This is a genomic window from Streptomyces sp. MS06 (genome assembly GCF_047200655.1).
Classification (GTDB): domain Bacteria; phylum Actinomycetota; class Actinomycetes; order Streptomycetales; family Streptomycetaceae; genus Streptomyces.
Map to the genome: position 1 here is coordinate 53,043 of NZ_JBJZOJ010000013.1, position 16,692 is coordinate 69,734.

Annotated in this window: 16 protein-coding genes; 8 read left to right on the plus strand and 8 right to left on the minus strand. The window is 71.9% G+C overall.

Features of this window, described 5'->3' with window-relative positions; genetic code table 11:
* The first annotated feature begins 118 nt into the window (after positions 1 to 118).
* The 3 genes from ACL02U_RS09130 (at position 119) to ACL02U_RS09140 (ending at position 1,733) form a co-directional block, all read left to right on the plus strand.
* Positions 119 to 607 (plus strand): helix-turn-helix domain-containing protein, encoded by a 489-nt coding sequence (locus tag ACL02U_RS09130; RefSeq protein ID WP_412790174.1) that lies wholly within the window; start codon positions 119 to 121, stop codon positions 605 to 607.
* A gap of 79 nt (positions 608 to 686) precedes the next feature.
* On the plus strand, positions 687 to 1,295 hold the full coding sequence (locus tag ACL02U_RS09135) for a hypothetical protein (protein WP_412790175.1): 609 nt from the start codon (positions 687 to 689) through the stop codon (positions 1,293 to 1,295).
* Positions 1,296 to 1,391: 96 nt separating this feature from the next.
* Positions 1,392 to 1,733, plus strand: a complete 342-nt coding sequence (locus ACL02U_RS09140; RefSeq protein ID WP_412790252.1) for a DUF2516 family protein — start codon at positions 1,392 to 1,394, stop codon at positions 1,731 to 1,733.
* 109 nt (positions 1,734 to 1,842) lie between these two features.
* Here ACL02U_RS09140 and ACL02U_RS09145 read toward each other — a convergent pair whose 3' ends face one another.
* From ACL02U_RS09145 to ACL02U_RS09155, 3 genes are all read right to left on the minus strand, one after another.
* Positions 1,843 to 3,159 (minus strand): PP2C family protein-serine/threonine phosphatase, encoded by a 1,317-nt coding sequence (locus ACL02U_RS09145; RefSeq protein WP_412790176.1) that lies wholly within the window; start codon positions 3,157 to 3,159, stop codon positions 1,843 to 1,845.
* 411 nt (positions 3,160 to 3,570) lie between these two features.
* Positions 3,571 to 4,668 carry an NlpC/P60 family protein gene (locus ACL02U_RS09150; protein ID WP_412790177.1) on the minus strand — a complete coding sequence of 366 codons (1,098 nt, stop codon included), beginning with the start codon at positions 4,666 to 4,668 and terminating at the stop codon, positions 3,571 to 3,573.
* Between the two features lie 245 nt (positions 4,669 to 4,913).
* Positions 4,914 to 5,729, minus strand: coding sequence for a class I SAM-dependent methyltransferase (locus tag ACL02U_RS09155; RefSeq protein WP_412790178.1), 816 nt, complete (start codon positions 5,727 to 5,729; stop codon positions 4,914 to 4,916).
* A gap of 483 nt (positions 5,730 to 6,212) precedes the next feature.
* Here ACL02U_RS09155 and mshA point away from each other — a divergent pair, with 483 nt between their 5' ends.
* Together mshA and ACL02U_RS09165 are read left to right on the plus strand one after the other, a co-directional pair.
* Positions 6,213 to 7,550, plus strand: a complete 1,338-nt coding sequence (gene mshA, locus ACL02U_RS09160; protein ID WP_412790179.1) for a D-inositol-3-phosphate glycosyltransferase — start codon at positions 6,213 to 6,215, stop codon at positions 7,548 to 7,550.
* Positions 7,543 to 8,169 (plus strand): YbjN domain-containing protein, encoded by a 627-nt coding sequence (locus ACL02U_RS09165; RefSeq protein ID WP_412790180.1) that lies wholly within the window; start codon positions 7,543 to 7,545, stop codon positions 8,167 to 8,169. The genes mshA and ACL02U_RS09165 overlap by 8 nt, the downstream gene beginning before the upstream one ends.
* 31 nt (positions 8,170 to 8,200) lie before the next feature.
* On the opposite strand, the gene ACL02U_RS09170 is transcribed toward ACL02U_RS09165, so the two are convergent.
* Positions 8,201 to 8,362: a hypothetical protein gene (locus ACL02U_RS09170; protein ID WP_412790181.1), complete on the minus strand. Its 162-nt coding sequence runs from the start codon at positions 8,360 to 8,362 to the stop codon at positions 8,201 to 8,203.
* Positions 8,363 to 8,899: 537 nt separating this feature from the next.
* Entirely contained in the window at positions 8,900 to 9,730 is an 831-nt protein-coding gene (locus tag ACL02U_RS09175; RefSeq protein ID WP_412790182.1) for a helix-turn-helix domain-containing protein, read from the minus strand.
* On the opposite strand from ACL02U_RS09175, the gene ACL02U_RS09180 reads away from it, so the two are divergent.
* Positions 9,729 to 10,205, plus strand: coding sequence for a DUF2000 family protein (locus ACL02U_RS09180; protein ID WP_412790183.1), 477 nt, complete (start codon positions 9,729 to 9,731; stop codon positions 10,203 to 10,205). The two genes, ACL02U_RS09175 and ACL02U_RS09180, sit on opposite strands and share 2 nt — an antisense overlap.
* Here the strand turns inward: ACL02U_RS09180 and ACL02U_RS09185 are convergent.
* The gene (locus ACL02U_RS09185; protein WP_412790184.1) at positions 10,180 to 11,583 is read right to left on the minus strand and encodes an MDR family MFS transporter; all 1,404 of its coding nucleotides are present in this window, start codon (positions 11,581 to 11,583) and stop codon (positions 10,180 to 10,182) included. The two genes, ACL02U_RS09180 and ACL02U_RS09185, sit on opposite strands and share 26 nt — an antisense overlap.
* Before the next feature lie 270 nt (positions 11,584 to 11,853).
* On the opposite strand from ACL02U_RS09185, the gene ACL02U_RS09190 reads away from it, so the two are divergent.
* Positions 11,854 to 12,615 (plus strand): phosphoglyceromutase, encoded by a 762-nt coding sequence (locus ACL02U_RS09190; protein ID WP_412790185.1) that lies wholly within the window; start codon positions 11,854 to 11,856, stop codon positions 12,613 to 12,615.
* A gap of 397 nt (positions 12,616 to 13,012) precedes the next feature.
* On the opposite strand, the gene ACL02U_RS09195 is transcribed toward ACL02U_RS09190, so the two are convergent.
* Positions 13,013 to 13,303 (minus strand): hypothetical protein, encoded by a 291-nt coding sequence (locus ACL02U_RS09195; RefSeq protein ID WP_412790186.1) that lies wholly within the window; start codon positions 13,301 to 13,303, stop codon positions 13,013 to 13,015.
* Positions 13,304 to 13,848: 545 nt separating this feature from the next.
* Here ACL02U_RS09195 and ACL02U_RS09200 point away from each other — a divergent pair.
* Positions 13,849 to 15,450: a restriction endonuclease gene (locus ACL02U_RS09200; RefSeq protein ID WP_412790187.1), complete on the plus strand. Its 1,602-nt coding sequence runs from the start codon at positions 13,849 to 13,851 to the stop codon at positions 15,448 to 15,450.
* A 627-nt stretch (positions 15,451 to 16,077) separates the two neighbouring features.
* On the opposite strand, the gene ACL02U_RS09205 is transcribed toward ACL02U_RS09200, so the two are convergent.
* On the minus strand, positions 16,078 to 16,404 hold the full coding sequence (locus ACL02U_RS09205; protein WP_412790188.1) for a carboxymuconolactone decarboxylase family protein: 327 nt from the start codon (positions 16,402 to 16,404) through the stop codon (positions 16,078 to 16,080).
* Between the last annotated feature and the right edge of the window lie 288 nt (positions 16,405 to 16,692).

The window sequence follows — 16,692 nt, forward strand, 5'->3', positions numbered from 1 at the left end:
CACATCTACTGAGAACGGACACCAACTGTCGAGAGCAGTCACACCTCGGTCACACCAGGCGGCGCACTATTGCAAGCAGGTGCTTGCAATAGTTAGCGGGCTGCGGCATGGTGGAGGTATGGCATCGCTGAACGTCGGCAACCTCGGTGAGTACCTGCGCGAGCAGCGGCGCAACGCGCAGTTGTCGCTGCGGCAGCTCGCCGATGCCGCCGGGGTGTCCAACCCGTACCTGAGCCAGATCGAGCGCGGGCTGCGCAGGCCCAGCGCGGAGGTGCTCCAGCAGGTCGCCAAGGCGCTGAGCATCTCCGCGGAGACCCTGTACGTGCGCGCCGGCATCCTCGAGGCCGAGCGCGGCCGGGAGGAGATCGAGACCCGTGCGGTCATCCTCGCCGATCCCGCTCTGAACGAGCGGCAGAAGCAGGTGCTGCTCCAGGTGTACGACTCGTTCCGCAAGGAGAACGGCTTCGGGGACGGTGGCGCGGCGGACGCGCGGGACGGCGGCGACGGTGCCGCACCGGACGGCGTGGCCGGCGGCGGCAGCGGCGCCGCGGCGGGCACCCGCACGGTCGGCGGGAACGACAGCGATCCGCAGCAGACGGCCGGCTGACCGGACCAGGGGACCGGCCGTCGGCTGCGGACCGACCACAACCCTCATCCGAGAAACGAGACCCGGGAGGACCATCACCATGACCATCACCGACGATCTGCGCAAGACCCTCAGCGACCCGACTCCGTTCTACTTCGCCGCCGGCACCGCCGACCTCGCGTACCAGCAGGCCAGGAAGGTGCCCGGTCTCGTGGAGCAGTTGCGCACGGAGGCCCCGGCCCGGTTCGAGGCCGTACGCGGCACCGACCCGAAGGCGGTCCAGGAGCGGGCCGCCACCCGTGCCAGGGAAGCGCAGGAGACCTTCCAGACCAGGGTCACCGAGTTCGTCGCCTACCTCGACGGCGACCTGAAGAAGATCGGCGAGAGCGCCCAGGACTTCGCGCTGCGCGGGGTCGGCGTCGCCGCCGAGTACGCGGTGAAGGCCCGGGAGACCTACGAGAAGGTCGCCGAGCACGGCGAGCAGGCGGTGCGCTCCTGGCGCGGCGAGGCGGCCGAGGAGATCGAGGACCTCGCCGTGGCCGTAGAGCCGGACGCCCAGCCGAAGGCCGAGCCGGCAGCGGCGGAGGAGGAGCCGGCGGCCAAGCCGGGGCGGACCGGGTCCGCGGCCGCCCCGAAGAAGCCCGCGGCCAAGAAGGCGCCGGCCGCGCGCAAGAGCACCGCGAAGAAGACCGCTCCGCCCGCCGAGTAGGCAGGCGCGCGACGGGCCGGGCACTCTTCGGGTGTCCGGTCCGTTCAGTGGGTACGGTGGCAGCTCAGGAGTCGGAGAGATCGGGCGGTGGACGGCATGCTGATGATGGGCTTCGCGGGGTTCCTGGGGCTCTTGAAGATCCTTCTGATGGGCCTGGCCGCGTTCGGGCTGTTCGACGCCGCGTTCCGGCGTGAGGACGCGTTCCGCGCGGCCGACAAGCAGAACAAGGTCTTCTGGCTGATCGTCCTCGCCCTGGCGCTCGCGGTGAGCTTCTTCTTCTCGATCTTCTCGTTCCTGCCCGTCATCGGCGTCATCGCGAGCATCGTCTACATCGTCGACGTCCGCCCGGCGCTCCGGCAGGTCAGCGGCGGCAGCGGCTGGGGCCGCCGCGGATCCAGCAGCGACGGCCCGTACGGTCCCTGGAACGGCGGCCGCTGACCGCTGCGCCCCCGGCGGGCGGAGGGCCGCTTCCGGCCCGCTCGGCCGACCCGCTCGGCCGACCCGCTCGCCCGTTCCGGCGGGGTTTCGGACCGGCGTTGCGGCGGGTTCAGCCGAGCCGGTCCAGCAGGAGCACCGCCACGTCGTCCGTCAGCTCGCCGCCGTTCATCTCCCGGACCTCGCTCACCGCGGCCTGCAGCAGCGTCTCGCCGCGCAGCCCCTGCGTGAGCTGCCGGTCGACCATCTCCAGCATGCCGTCCTGGCCGAGCCGCTCCCGGCCCTCGCCGACGCGGCCCTCGATCAGCCCGTCGGTGTAGAGCATCAGGCTCCACCGGGCGCCCAGCTCCACCTGCGTGCGCGGCCAGCGGGCGCCCGGCAGCAGTCCGAGGGCGGGGCCGTTGTTGTCGTGGGGCAGCAGTTGCGGCCGCCGGCCCGGCCGGGCGATCAGCGGGGCGGGGTGGCCGGCCAGGCACAGGCCGGCGCGGCGGCCGTCGGGGGCGATGTCGACCGTGCAGAGGGTGGCGAAGATCTCGTCGTCGCCGCGTTCGTGCTCCAGTACCTGCTGCAGCGTGCCGAGCAGCTCGTCGCCGCACAGGCCGGCCAGCGTCAGCGCCCGCCAGGCGATGCGCAGCTCCACGCCGAGTGCGGCCTCGTCCGGCCCGTGCCCGCACACATCGCCGATCATCGCGTGCACGGTGCCGTCGGGTGTGCGGACGGTGTCGTAGAAGTCGCCGCCGAGCAGGGCCCTGGACCGGCCGGGCCGGTAGCGGGCGGCGAACCGCAGCGAGGAGCCGTCCAGCAGGGGGGTGGGCAGCAGACCGCGCTCCAGTCGCCGGTTCTCCTGGGCGCGCAGCCTGCCCTCGGCGAGCTTCCGCTCGGCCGTGTCGGAACGTTTCCGCTCGACCGCGTAGCGGATCGCCCGGCTCAGCAGCCGCCCGTCCAGTTCGTCCCGGAACAGGTAGTCCTGGGCGCCCACCCGTACGGCCTCGGCGCCGCGCTCGGCGTCACCGGAGGCGGTGAGCGCGAGCACGGCGTGCCGGGGTGCGAGCCGCAGCACGTGCCGGAGCACGGCCAGCTCGTCACCGGAGTCGGCGGCGCCGGCGGCCGGGCCGGACGCGGACAGCGCCAGGTCGAGCAGGATGCAGTGCACGTCGTCGGTCAGCAGCCGCTCGGCCTCGGTGAGGTTGCGTGCGGTGCGCACCCGGATCGGCTTCCCGCTGGAGTCGAGCAGTTCGGGCACGATCGGCGAGCCGCCGGGATCGTCCTCGATCAGCAGCAGGGTCAGCTGGGTGGCGGCGGCGCTGTGGTCGACCGTGGCTTCCGTGCGCGGGGTCTCTTTCCTGGAAGGGCCGTCCTGGCGGGCGGCCTGCGCCTGACCACTCTCCACGGCCGGTATCGCTCTCGGCCGCGGTATGGGTACGGGCATCGTCGTGGGTTCCTTCCCTCCCCCCGAGGGCATGGCGGAGTCGAGGGGTCTCGATCCACCGACGGGGACCATAGCGGGTGGTGGCACCGCAGCGGAATGGTGCGGGGCACGCCGCACGATCGCACGCCCCTGTCATATGCCGCATTCCGTGGTGGAGTTGGACAGGTCGGATCCTGCGGGGGGATGACGAACGTCACGCGAGGTGGGGGTCCGGTGGAGGACCGGCGTGCGATGGGTCACGTGGCGCGGCTCACGGAAGCCGCCGCCCGGAGGGCGCGGGCCGGTGCCGCCGCCCGCTCCGGCCCGCGCGTTCGGCGGGGGCGAGGCGCGGGACTGCGCCGGGGCGCAGCGGGTTCGGCCGGCCCCGGTGGTGTGCCGCGGGTTCGGCCGGCCCCGGTGGTGTGCCGCGGGTCACGCGTCGGGCCGGACGACCCCGAGGATGGGCATCGACCCCGCCCCCGTGACCGTCACCGTCCGTCCGGGACGGGGGGCGTGCACGACCTTGCCGTCGCCGATGTACATGCCGACATGGCTCGCGTCGGCGAAGTAGATGACGAGGTCGCCGGGACGCATGTCCGCGACGTCGACGTGGTGGAGCTGCTTCCACTGCTCCTGCGAGGTGCGCGGAATGGGGTGCCCGGCGTGCGCCCAGGCCTGGAAGGTCAGACCGGAGCAGTCGTACGTCCTCGGGCCCTCGGCGCCCCACTCGTACGGTTTGCCCAGCTGCCCGGTGGCGTACCGCACGGCCTGCTCCCCCTCGGTGGACGCCTTGCCCTTGACCTCGTCCAGGGCTCCGGAGTCCAGCCAGGCGGTCTGCGCCTCGGCTGCGGCCTGCCGCTCCAGCTCGGCGAGGCGCTCCCGCTGCTCCTTCTCCAGCCTGGACTCGAGCTGTTCGGCCTCGGCTACCTGTTTCTCGACCTTCTGCTTCGCGGCCGCCTTGGCCTTGCGGTTCGCCTCCAGCTCACGCCAGTGGGCGGAGGCGTCGGCGGAGTACTGCTTCAAGTCCTGCTGGGCGCGGACCGTTTCCTCGATCAGGCCGCCGGCGGCCCGCTCGCCCTGCGCTATCAGGCTGGCACCGTCGAGGAACTGGCGCGGGTCGTCGCTGAGTACCAGCCGGGCGGCGGGCGGCAGCCCGCCGGTGCGGTACTGCTGGCGGGCGGCGGCGCCGGCGCGGTCCTTCAGCGCGTCCAGCCGCTGCCGGGTCTCGACGATCTTTCCGGCGAGTTCGACCAGTTCGGCGGACTGGCGCTGCGCCTTCTCCTCGGCGGCGTTGTACGCGTCGGTGGCCAGGGCGGCCTGGTGGTAGAGCGCGTCGAGTCTCGCGCGTACCGCTTCGAGTTCCTTGTCGGGCGGGGGAGTCGGTGACGCCGAGGCGGGGGTCGAGGGGGATGGGTCGGGGCCCGAGGTGTTGCCGGCGTGTGCGAAGGCCGTGCCGGGTGCGCCCAGCACGGTGACCGCGCAGACCACTGTCACGGCCACCGCGACCAGGCCGCGTCTGCCCCTGCCCATACCTCTCCCCCAACTTGTTAACCGCCGGTAACGTGCGGACGTCTGAGGGATCGTGCCACGTCCGCGTGCCGAGCGACAGAGGCAGTTCCCTCCAGCCACCCGCTCATAGCTCACCCGTTCATCCGGCCGACCCGTCGGCCGCCGGGTTGGCGACCCGCGGGTGGGACGTACGAGTCGCGGGTGCGGTTCCCGGCCGGTTGCGGGCCGGGGGCGAGGGACGGTGCCGGGTCCGGGGCGGCCGGTGTTCAGCGGCGGGGCGCCAACGCCTCCCAGGCCAGTGTCACTTCGCCTTGTCGCCACCGCTGCGGTCCGTCCGTCACCGGCCAGTCGGCGCTCAGGTCGCGCACGGCCCGGATCCAGCGCTGCCGGGCGCCGTACGAGGCGTAGGGGGCGGCCGCCGCCCAGGCGCGGTCGAAGTCGCCGAGGAAGGCGTGCACCGCCTCACCGGGGACGTTGCGGTGGATGAGCGCCTTCGGGAGCCGTTCCGCGAGGTCCGAGGGCCGGTCCAGCGAGCCCAGACGGGTCGCGAAGGTGACCGTGCGGGGTCCTTCGGGGCCGAGCGCCACCCATACGTGCCGGCGCCCGATCTCGTCGCAGGTGCCCTCCACGAGCAGCCCGCCGCGCGTGCCGTCCGACGCCGGCGCGAGCCGCGCGCAGAGCCGCTGCCAGACGGCGGCGACCTCGCCCTCCTCGTACTGCCGCAGCACGTTGGCGGCACGGACCAGCAGCGGCCTCCCCGGCACCGGGATCTCGAAGCCGCCGTGCCGGAACACCAGGCCCTCGCGCTCGTAGGGCCGGGCGGCCGCCACCCGGGCCGGCTCGATCTCGACGCCCACCACGCGGGTGCGGGGTGCGGCCGTGCGCAGCCGGCCGAGCAGTTCGACCGCGGTCCAGGGGGCGGCGCCGTAGCCGAGGTCGACGGCCACCGGGTCGGCGGCCCGGCGCAGCTCGCCGCCGTGCACGGCGGCGATCCAGCGGTCCATGCGGCGCAGCCGGTTCGGGTTGGTCGTCCCGCGGGTGACGGTGCCCACGGGGCGGGCGGCGGTGCGGCGGGACGGCATGGGTACGAGGGTAGGTGCCGGCGGCGGCCCGCCCGCCCTCGGTCCGGGCGCCCTCGGTCCGGGCGCCGTGGGCGGACCCGTCCCCTGCGCGCCCTGTCGCGCACCGCGCCCACACCGCGCGCCCGCCGCCCGCCCCGTGCCCTGGCGCCCGGCCGTGCACCGCCGCCCGCCCCGTGCCCTGGCGCCCGGCCGTGCACCGCTGCCCGCCCCGTGCCCTGGCGCCCACCCGGTGCCCCGCCGCCCGCCCCGCTTGCCGCCCGCCCGTGTTCCGCCGCCTCGCGCCCCGTCGGGCACCAGGCTCCCGCCGCCCGTCGAGCGGGCGGCGGTGAGCCTGACGCACCTTGCGATCGAACGGTTGAGCGAGGTTCGGTAATCGTTCGGCAAAGCGTCCTGTCCGCGGAATGGGAATCGGCCCTTCCCGCGTTGCAGGTGGCGGAGAAGCCCATCCCCGGGTCGGGACGCCCGCAGCAAGGAGGACGCCAGGTGAGCCATCACGTCAGCAGGCTCGGGCGTCGCTCCCCGGCGAACGCGCCACGGCTCAGGCTGCACCGGCGGCCGCGCCGCGTGGCGATGCTCTCCGTGCACACCTCCCCCCTCCACCAGCCCGGGACCGGCGACGCCGGCGGCATGAACGTCTACATCGTGGAGCTCGCACAGCGCCTGGCCGCGATCAACGTCGAGGTCGAGATCTTCACCCGGGCGACCACCGGGACCCTGCCGCCCGCCGTCCAGCTCGCGCCCGGCGTCCTGGTCCGCCACATCGACGCGGGCCCCTACGAGGGCCTGGCCAAGGAGGACCTCCCGGCCCAGCTGTGCGCCTTCACCCACGGGGTGATGCAGGCCTGGGCCGGCCACCGGCCCGGGTACTACGACCTCGTCCACAGCCACTACTGGCTCTCCGGGCACGTCGGCTGGCTCGCCGCGCAGCGCTGGGGCGTCCCCCTGGTGCACGCCATGCACACCATGGCCAAGGTCAAGAACGCCAACCTGGCCGCCGGCGACACCCCGGAGCCCGCCGCCCGCGTCATCGGCGAGACCCAGATCGTCGACGCGGCCGACCGGTTGGTCGCCAACACCGCCGACGAGGCCGAGGAACTCGTCCGGCACTACGCCGCCGAACCGGACAAGGTCGCCGTGGTCCACCCCGGCGTCAACCTCGACCGCTTCCGCCCCACCGACGGCCGCGCCGCCGCGCGCCGCCGCCTGGGGCTCCCGCAGGACGCCGTGATCCCGCTGTTCGCCGGCCGCATCCAGCCGCTGAAGGCACCGGACGTACTGCTGCGTGCGGTCGCCGTGCTGCTCCGGGAACGCCCCGAGCTGCGCTCCCGCGTCGTCGTGCCGGTCGTCGGAGGCCCCAGCGGCAGCGGCCTCGCCAAGCCGGAGGGGCTGCAGAAGCTGGCCGCCCGCCTGGGCATCGCCGACGTCGTGCGCTTCCAGCCGCCCGTCGGCCAGGACCGGCTCGCCGACTGGTTCCGGGCGGCCTCCGTGCTGGTGGTCCCCTCCTACAGCGAGTCCTTCGGCCTGGTCGCCATAGAGGCGCAGGCGGCGGGCACCCCGGTGCTCGCCGCCGCCGTCGGGGGCCTGCCGGTGGCGGTACGGGACGGCGAGACCGGTTTCCTGGTGCGGGGGCACGAACCGGCCGCCTACGCGCGCGTGCTGGCCCGCTTCGCCGACGAGCCGCAGCTCTCGCCACGCATGGGCGCGGCCGCCGCGCGGCACGCGAAGGCCTTCGGCTGGGACACCGCGGCCGCCGCCACCGCGGACGTCTACACGGCCGCCGTGCACGCCCACCGGCGTCGCGTACGCTCGGCCCATGGCTGACGACAGGGCTGACGCAGAGGGCGGCGCGGCGACGGGCGACGGGGCCGGGGAGCCGGACCGGACCGCGGAGGCCGGTGGCGCGGCGGCCGGTGCGGCGGACGGGAAGGTGCTGCACGGCAACCCGGCGAGCGCCGGGGCGGCGCAGGTCATCGAGGACGTGCTCGCCGACAGCGGGCTGGAGTGGGAGAGCCCCGAACCCGGCACCTACGTGGTCGGCCTCCCCGGCACCCGCAAGCTGTCCACGACCGTCTCGCTCCGCGTGGGGCGCCACTCCCTGTCGCTGAACGCCTTCGTCATCCGCCACCCCGAGGAGAACGAGGCGGGCGTCCACCGCTGGCTGCTGGAACGCAACCTGAAGCTCTACGGGATCGGCTACGCCGTCGACCCGCTCGGCGACATCTACGTCACCGCCCGCCTCCCGCTGGCCTCCGCCACCCCCGAGGAGGTCGACCGGCTGCTCGGCCAGGTCCTGCAGGCGGCCGACGACAGCTTCAACACCCTCCTCGAACTCGGCTTCGCCTCCGCGATCCGCAAGGAGTACGCCTGGCGGGTGTCCCGGGGCGAGTCGACCCGCAACCTGGAGCCGTTCGCCCACCTCACCCGCCCCCGGGGGGAGTGACCGGCCCTTCGCACCGGGGCTCGCCGGGCGCCTACGGGGCCTCGTAGCCCGGCCCGTGCAGGACGTCGTAGCCCACGACGAACGTGAACATCCGCTCACCGCGGTGCAGCGGCCGGGACCCACCGGTGAAACGGTGCGCGCCGACCCCGTCCGGAACCTCGGGCCCCGACACCCACACCGGGCGGACACCCACACCGGGCGGAACCCGCGCTGCTCCAGCCGGGCGCACACCTTCGTCTCGTGGTGCCGGGTCCGCGTCCACACCAGCGTGCCGCCCGTACGGCACAGCCGCGTGCAGTACCCCAGGACCCGCTCGCCGTCGGCCTCCGTGAGGTTGCCGAGCACACCGCACAGCAGGACCAGGTCGGCGGGCGCCAGACCGATGTAGTGGTCGGTCACCGCCGCGTCCCCGGCGACCACGTCGACCCCGGTCAGCCCGGCGGCCCGGGCCGCCTGCCGGGTCACCCGCACGTTGCGCCCGTCGAGTTCGACGAGGCGGGCCCGTACGTCGCCGCGCCGCGGGTGCCCGCGCAGCGCCCCGATCAGGTCCCGGCCCTGCCCCGCGCAGAGGCTCACGGCACGCAGCGGGCCCGCCGGGGCGTCGTCGAGTGCCCGCGCGATCCGCTCCCGGACCAGGGCGAGCCGGCGGCCGAGCGCGTGGTCCGGAGCGTCGTACGCGTCGTGCCAGGCATGCCAGTCCATGCCCGCAGGGTACGGAGGCCCGGCACGTTCAGCCATGCCGCCCGGCGGCGTAGCGGCCCGGTGTGACCCCCACCAACTTCCTGAAATGGCGGGTGAGATGGGCCTGGTCGTAGAAGCCCGCCGCGGCGGCGGTGTCGCCGGGGGAGCACCCCTCCAGCAGCAGCCGGCGGGCCCGGTCGATCCGGCGGCACGTCAGGTACCGGTGCGGGGCGATGCCGTACGCGCCGCTGAACGCCCGCACCAGATGGGCCGGGTGCGCCTGGAGCAGCGCGGACGCCTCCGCCAGCGTGATCCCGTCGGTCACCCGGGCGTCGAGCAGTTCCCGCAGCCGCCCGGCGAGGACGGGGGAGCGGTGCCCCGCTCCGGCGCCCGCCGCCTCGGCCGCCCGCTGCCGCAGCCGCGCGCGCAGGCGTTCGCCGACGAGCGCCAGCAGGCTCTCCGCCGCCAGTTCGTCCCCGGGGTGCGCCAGCGCGGCGTGCACCTGCGCGACACGCCGCCTCAGCAGCGGATCACGCAGGTCGGGCCCGTCGACGGCGGCGGGGATGAGTTCCTCGCTCAGCACCGTTCCGTCCAGGTACAGCACCCGCTTGCGGAACCCGCCCGGCGTCGCGGACGAGCCGTTGTGCGGGACGTGCGGCGGCAGCAGGGTGACCGTGCCGTGCGGGGTGCCGCGCCGGTGCCGGTGCAGGTCGTAGCGGACGGCGCCGTCGTCGACGATGAGCAGCGTCCACGCCTCGTGGACGTGCATCGGGTAGGCGTACTCGGTGAAGCGGGCGTGGAAGACCTCGGTCACCCCCGGTACCCGGGGACGCCACGCGGTGACCTGCTGCCGGTCGTCGCGGCCCTGTCCGTCGGCCATGCAAAGAACGTACAAGACCCGGCCGCGACACGGTCGGCAGTCTCGTCCCATGAGCACCGAACCCGTCCGATTCGACACCAAGATCGCCGTCCTGCTCCGCGCGGACCTCGCCCCCTGGCAGCGACTGAACGTGACCGCCTTCCTGGTCAGCGGCCTCGGTACGCACCTGCCCGAGGTGATCGGGGAGCCGTACGAGGACGCCGGCGGGGTGGCCTACCTGCCGATGTTCCGCCAGCCGGTACTGGTCCTCGAGGGCACCCGGGAGACCCTGACGGCAGCCCACGGCCGCGCCCTGTCGCGGGCGCTGCCCAGGTCGGTGTTCACCTCCGACCTGTTCTCCACGGGCAACGACCGGGACAACCGCGCGGCCGTGCGGGCGGTTCCCACCGCCGAACTGGACCTGGTGGGGCTCGCCGTGCACGGCCCGCGGAACGCGGTGGACAAGGTGCTCAAGGGAGCGCGGATGCATCCGTGACCGGATCCGGGCCGACGGGACCCGGTGCCGGTGGCCGTACGGGTGCCGCTCCTGTTCCCGCTCCCGTTCCCGGTACGGGTGCCGGTTCGGGTGTCGGCACCGGCAGCGGCACCGGTGCCGCTGCCGGTGCGGGTGCCGGTTCGGGTCTCCGGGGGCGCCGCGCGGGGTGCGGCTCCCCGACCGGCAGGCTCCGCATCAGCAGGGCGTAGCCCGCCCCCGCCACCGTCCCGACGACCGCGCACAGCCCCCACAGCCACTCCGCCCCGAACCGGTCGATCACGGCACCCGACATCAGCGGCGCCACCAGCGAGGCCACCGACCAGGACAGCGTGTACATGCCCTGGTAGCGGCCGCGTCCGCGGACGGGCGAGAGCCGGACCACGAGCCCCGTCTGCGTCGGCGCGTTGACGATCTCGGCCAGCGTCCACACGCAGACGGTGAGCGCGAACACGCCGACCGACCCGGCGAACGCGGTGAGTCCGAAGCCGTAGCCGGCCAGCACCGAGGAGACGACGAGCAGCCGGCGCGGATCGCGGTGCTCGATGAACCGGGTGACCGGGATCTGCAGCACCACGACGAGGGCGCCGTTCACGGCGATCGCGAGACCGTAGTCGGCCGGTGAGAAACCCGCGTTCCCCATCGCGACCGGCAGGCCGACCGAACCCTGCTGGAAGATCAGCGCCACCAGGAAGCACAGCCCCACGACCCCCATGAACCGTCCGTCGCGCAGTACGGTCCCGAGCCCGACGTCCGGCTCCGCCTCCCCGGCCGCCGCGCTGCTCCCGGGGCGCGACTCCGGAAGCCTGAGGTACACCACCACGGCGCAGGCCAGCGTCATGCCCGCCTCGATGAGGAAGCCGGCCAGATAGCTGAACTCGGCGATGAAACCGGCGGCCATCGACGAGACGGCGAACCCGAGGTTGATCGCCCAGTAGTTGAGCGAGAAGGCCCGCACCCGGTCCTCCGGCCGGACGATGTCGGCCATCATGGCCTGCACGGCCGGCCGGGAGGCGTTCGAGGCGGCGCCGACGAGGAAGGCGACGCCCGCGATGGCCGCCGGGTCGCGCACGAACCCGAGCAGCGCCACCGCGCAGGCGGTGGAGACCTGGGCGACCAGCAGCGTGGGCCGCCGCCCCAGCCGGTCCGCCATCACCCCGGCCCCCAGCGCGGAGACCACGGCGCCCAGCCCGTGCAGGGAGGCGACGAGACCGGCGTAGGAGGCGGAGTAGCCGCGGTCCAGGGTCAGGTACAGCGCCATGAAGGTCGCGACGAAACCGCCCAGCCGGTTGACCAGGGTGCTGGTCCACAGCCACCAGAAGGTGCGGGGGAGTCCCGAGACCGACGTGCGTACGGCACGCCTGAGTGAGGCAGGCGACATAGGAGGACCCCCGAGGTGTGTCCGTGCGGCCCGGTGCGGGCCGCCTGGTGCCGCCTGCCCCTTCCATGTAAGTGGCCCTAGCGGTGATCACAACTTACGAAAGCGGACGTGCGGGAAGCCACTCGATTAACAGATTCCGTCAACCCACCACCGTCGGTCGGCAGCCGATCGCCGCCCGCCGACACCCCCCGCCACCTGCAGTCCGTCCGTCGCTGTCCGCTGTACGAGCGGCCGCGCGGGCGATCGAAGGCTTGGATTACGCTCATACGCATGGCCGACGCACCGTACAAGCTGATCCTGCTCCGCCACGGCGAGAGCGAGTGGAACGAGAAGAACCTGTTCACCGGCTGGGTGGACGTCAACCTGAACGCGAAGGGCGAGAAGGAGGCGACGCGCGGCGGCGAGCTGCTCAAGGACGCCGGCCTGCTCCCCGACGTCGTGCACACGTCGCTCCAGAAGCGCGCGATCCGCACCGCCCAGCTCGCCCTGGAAGCCGCCGACCGCCACTGGATCCCGGTCCACCGCAGCTGGCGCCTGAACGAGCGCCACTACGGCGCCCTCCAGGGCAAGGACAAGGCCCAGACCCTCGCCGAGTTCGGCGAGGAGCAGTTCATGCTCTGGCGCCGCTCCTACGACACCCCGCCGCCGGCCCTCGCCGACGACGCCGAGTACTCCCAGGCCGACGACGCGCGCTACGCGACGATCCCGCCGGAGCTGCGCCCCCGCACGGAGTGCCTCAAGGACGTCGTGTTCCGCATGCTCCCCTACTGGTACGACGGCATCGTCCCCGACCTGCTGACCGGCCGCACGGTCCTCGTCGCCGCCCACGGCAACAGCCTGCGCGCCCTGGTCAAGCACCTCGACGGCATCTCCGACGCCGACATCGCGGGCCTGAACATCCCGACCGGCATCCCCCTGTTCTACGAGCTCGACGCCGACTTCAAGCCGGTCACACCGGGCGGCAAGTACCTCGACCCGGAGGCCGCCGCAGCCGCGATCGAGGCCGTCAAGAACCAGGGCAAGAAGAAGTAAGCAGTAACGATCAAGCCCCCTGCCTGCGGGTTCTCCGTTGGCAGGGGGCTTGTTGTTGCGCCGGGGCCGTCCCTGGGCCGTGGCGGTTAGATGCGGCTGATTCTCATGCGAACCGAGATGAGGAGCGTCGCCAGGGCTACGACGGCTACGTCAGTGCCGGCCCGGACGCCCAGCCATGCGCCGCCGAGACCGATGAGTGGAAACGGCAGGGGGCGGAGGGCCCGTGCCCCTCCCATGCCCGATCAGCCGGGAACTGGCGGGGAACCACGGTGGTTGACGGGCAGTGCACATGACGACGACCCCTGACTGTTTGACCTGGTCAGGAACCCTTCACTTGCGGAGGCGGTGGGATTTGAACCCACGGTGACATCGCTGCCACGTCGGTTTTCAAGATCGCTCAGTCGCCGACGAACCAGAGGTATAGGTGTGTTCCGTTCTGAACGACATTGCACAGCTCTCGAGTCTGGATCACCCAGGGGCCACCGTAGGCTTCGGGAAGGTGATCAAGCTCCGCGAGCAGCAACGGCACCTGCCGCTCGTTGAATATGGCATCCCCGTAGGGGCTCAAGGCCCACAGCATCGGGAAGCTCATCGGGTCCAGCGCGGGAATGAGGTCCGTCCACGACAGTCCGGCCTGGGCGCGCGCTACGGGCTTTCCCGAGTCTCCGCGTACCTGAATGTTGATCACCCGCCGACCTTACCGACGGCCCGATGCCGAGCCGGCAAGGCAACTGTGGCGAGCGCCTTGAGCACGACCTCACGCGAGGCGTAGAGGGGCTCCTGATGAAGTAAGTGCGATGACGCGGACCGCACCACAACCGCACCAGATCCACCAGGGAACAGTGGGGAATCACGGTGAAAGCAGTTGGCGCCGACGAGGCCGCAGCCCAGCCGTCCGCCCAGGTCAGCACCGCAGTCGGCTGCACGTGCTCGCAGCTTCCCAAGCTGATGGCTCAGGCAGAGTGCTCACGGTCGGCCGTCTTCGCTTCCTCTGGTCGACGACACCTCGACAGCGTGGCTGAGGCCAGTGGGAATGCGGCGAGGCACACGCGCGCCTAGTCGGTCGGCAAACCCGCCATCGTGGCTGACTGTCGTCGGTTGAGGCACAGACGACTTGAGTCCACGATCCACCGTGCGGTCGGGCTGAGGAGACGTCCCTGCCCTGCGTGATTCTGAGAGGTGGAAGGGGAATGCAGCCCTGTGGCGGAGTAAGGCTAGGGGAGGGGCAAACAGGTGGCGCAACGGGGCAGCGGCCGAGGCAACGACTATCAGCGGCAGCAGCAAGCTCTACGACGTGCCCAGGAGCAACGGGCACGACAAGCGGAGCGGGAACGCAAGGCCGCTGAGACGGCCACGAAACGGCAGGAACGTGAGCGGAAGGCCGCGTATCAGGAGCAGCAGGCCGAGCAGGCGCAGGTGCGCACGATCGGGGTCGAGCACGAGGTCGAGCAGCTCGGGCAGTTGCTCCGTGACGCGTTGGTGGGCGATCCGCCGACGACCTTCGAGCGCCGGCGGAGGACTCACACGCCAACAAAGTTAGACGAGCGTCCTTGGTCTCGTCCGGAGCCTTCACCGCGCTGGGAGGAGTTCGCACCACCGGAGCCCGGCGGTCTGGCTGCTGTCTTGGGCCTTGGCAGGAAGCGCTATGAAGCTGAGGTTGCCGAGGCGCGCGTGCGGTTCGGCGAGGCGCAAGAGCGCCACAGGCGAGCCGAGGAGAAGCGGCTGGTAACGCTGGAGCGGAAGCGTGCCGAGCACCGCCAGGCCGAAGCGCAGGCCCTTGATGAGGTGGCGGCTTTCAACGAGAAGCTGGACGAGCAGCGCGAGGCGTACAGAGCCGGGGAGCCCGCGGCGGTCGAGGCTCATCTAGGGGCTGTTCTGGATGCGTCGGAGTATCCATTGGGCTTCCCTCACGAGCATAGGATCGCCTTTCGACCTGCCACCGGTGACGTACTTGTTGAGATCCACCTGCCGCCTGAGGTGATCGTTCCAACCGCGCGGGGCTACCGGTACGTGAAGAACCGAGACGAGACGACCGTGCTGCCTCGTCCGGACAAGGAGCGCAAGGAGATCTACGCCTCCGTCCTGGCTCAAGTCGCTCTGAGGACGGTGCACGAGGTCCTGACGAGCGATCCGGACCGGGTCGTCAATGGCGTGATCCTGAACGGCCATGTGAGAACCATCGACCGGGCCACCGGTCGGGAGGTCTCACCGTGTCTGGTGACGCTCAGCGCCAGCAGGGAGCAGTTCGGGAAGCTCCGTCTCAGTCAGGTTGATCCTGCGCAGTGCCTCAGGGGACTCAACGCTCTGGTGTCTCCCAACCCCTACGATCTCGAACCGATCCGCCCCATTGTCGAGTTCGACCTGTCGAAGTACCGGCTCATGGACAGCATGGATGTTGTCGCCGGCCTGGACAGCAGGCCCGTACTGGTGAAGCTGACACCCACCGAATTCGAGCACCTGATTCGCCAACTTTTCGAGGCGATTGGCATGGAAGCCTGGAACACCCAGGCGTCCAAAGACGAGGGCGTCGACGCGGTGGCCGTCAGCAAGGACCCCGTCTTCAACGGTGAATGCATTATTCAGGCGAAGCGCTACAGCAAGCTCGTGGGCGTGGAGTCCGTCCAGGCGCTCGCCGGAGTGGTCGAGCACAAGCGTGCTGCCAAGGGGGTTCTGATCACCACGTCGTGGTTCGGCAGGGCCAGCCACGACTTTGCCCGCCAACATGGCCGACTCCAGCTCATGGAAGGGCCGGAACTCAAGTATCTGATCAAGGAACACCTTGGCAAGGATGTGATCCCGGGCCCGGTCCCGCCGAAGAGGCGCCCCTCGCGCTGAGGCCGGCGGACCGCCCACACAGACCGAGGAGCTGGGCCGTCCCTGGGCCGTCCGAGGCCGCTCGACAGTGGCCATTGACGACCCACGACGACCACCAGGGGCAGGAACCCACCGCCCCTGACCAGCAAAGACCCAGCTCACCAAGATCCCCGACAAGAGTCAGGGCAAGAAGAAGTAAGCGGTGCTCATCAAGCCCCTTACCTGCGATTTCGTCGCGAGTAGGGGGCTTGAGGCCGCACTGGGGCCGTTTTGTGAGCGTTGCCCGGGGAACTCTGTTCGCTTGCCGTTTCAGCGAACTTCGCCGGTGAAATGTTCAGACGGATCCAGCGGTGCTGGCCCACACCAGCGCCTTTGTCCGGCCGCGGCGCCAGCCGACGATCGGGGCCGGCACAGGCTCGGACCGAACTCCTGAGGGGGCGCAGGTTCTGCCGTGACACGGTTCTGGGCCAGTGGCCCGGACGGTCCTGGGAGCCATGCGACCGGCGGCGGCGACGGGAGTTCGGCGCCATCATGGGGCTGGTCCATCCGGGCGGCGGTACACGCTTTTGCCGGTACTACTCAGCCGTCGGCCGCGCCCAGGCGTCGATGGTGGGCACGGCCGTCAGCTGCAGACTTCGGGCGAGATCTCTATGCGCGGCCCTGGGTCTCGGCGTCGGCGACTGCGATCGTGATGCCGAAGGCCTTGGCGATGTTGCCGGCTGCCGTCATGACGCGGGCTGTACCCACGACAGGAGCGATGGCGACAAGGACATTCTGCACCTGCTCGGCGGTCAGGCCGGCCTGGACGGCGGGGTCGATGTGGGCAATGTACGAGATCGGCGGGGCGTCCGAAGCCGCGAGGGCCGCGATGCGGGTGAGCAGGAGCATGTCCGGAGCCAGCCCGCACCGCTCAACCGAGTCGACCGTCATCGCGGCGATGGTGTCCAGTACAGGGGTTTCAGATGCTGTGGCCATGGCAGTCGTCTCCTGTTGGTGTCGTGAGGGGGGATCCACGGGGGTCGACGCGAGTGGGCTCCCTTGCAGGGCGGCCCCACGTTCGACCGTAAGCCCGTTTCCGGCGGATCGCCCATCGAGAACAGTCCGAGGAGGGAGCCGCAAGATCAGTCGCCGGGCGGCCCCGTGGTCTGGGCCGTCTCCGGGCCGTCCGAGGCTGCTCGCCAGCGGCCAGTGACGACCGATGACAATCGCTCAGGAAGCGGGAACACTGCTCGGACCAGCGGAAATCCAGGTCACCAAGATCCC

Bases quoted from the DNA above. Each gene is read 5' to 3' on its own strand.
- ACL02U_RS09185 (WP_412790184.1), bottom strand. From the start codon at position 11,583: ATGTCGCCTGCCTCACTCAGGCGTGCCGTACGCACGTCGGTCTCGGGA.
- ACL02U_RS09190 (WP_412790185.1), top strand. From the start codon at position 11,854: ATGGCCGACGCACCGTACAAGCTGATCCTGCTCCGCCACGGCGAGAGC.
- ACL02U_RS09130 (WP_412790174.1), top strand. From the start codon at position 119: ATGGCATCGCTGAACGTCGGCAACCTCGGTGAGTACCTGCGCGAGCAG.
- ACL02U_RS09145 (WP_412790176.1), bottom strand. From the start codon at position 3,159: ATGCCCGTACCCATACCGCGGCCGAGAGCGATACCGGCCGTGGAGAGT.
- ACL02U_RS09140 (WP_412790252.1), top strand. From the start codon at position 1,392: ATGCTGATGATGGGCTTCGCGGGGTTCCTGGGGCTCTTGAAGATCCTT.
- ACL02U_RS09135 (WP_412790175.1), top strand. From the start codon at position 687: ATGACCATCACCGACGATCTGCGCAAGACCCTCAGCGACCCGACTCCG.
- ACL02U_RS09175 (WP_412790182.1), bottom strand. From the start codon at position 9,730: ATGGCCGACGGACAGGGCCGCGACGACCGGCAGCAGGTCACCGCGTGG.
- ACL02U_RS09155 (WP_412790178.1), bottom strand. From the start codon at position 5,729: ATGCCGTCCCGCCGCACCGCCGCCCGCCCCGTGGGCACCGTCACCCGC.
- ACL02U_RS09165 (WP_412790180.1), top strand. From the start codon at position 7,543: ATGGCTGACGACAGGGCTGACGCAGAGGGCGGCGCGGCGACGGGCGAC.
- ACL02U_RS09205 (WP_412790188.1), bottom strand. From the start codon at position 16,404: ATGGCCACAGCATCTGAAACCCCTGTACTGGACACCATCGCCGCGATG.
- ACL02U_RS09180 (WP_412790183.1), top strand. From the start codon at position 9,729: ATGCAAAGAACGTACAAGACCCGGCCGCGACACGGTCGGCAGTCTCGT.
- ACL02U_RS09150 (WP_412790177.1), bottom strand. From the start codon at position 4,668: ATGGGCAGGGGCAGACGCGGCCTGGTCGCGGTGGCCGTGACAGTGGTC.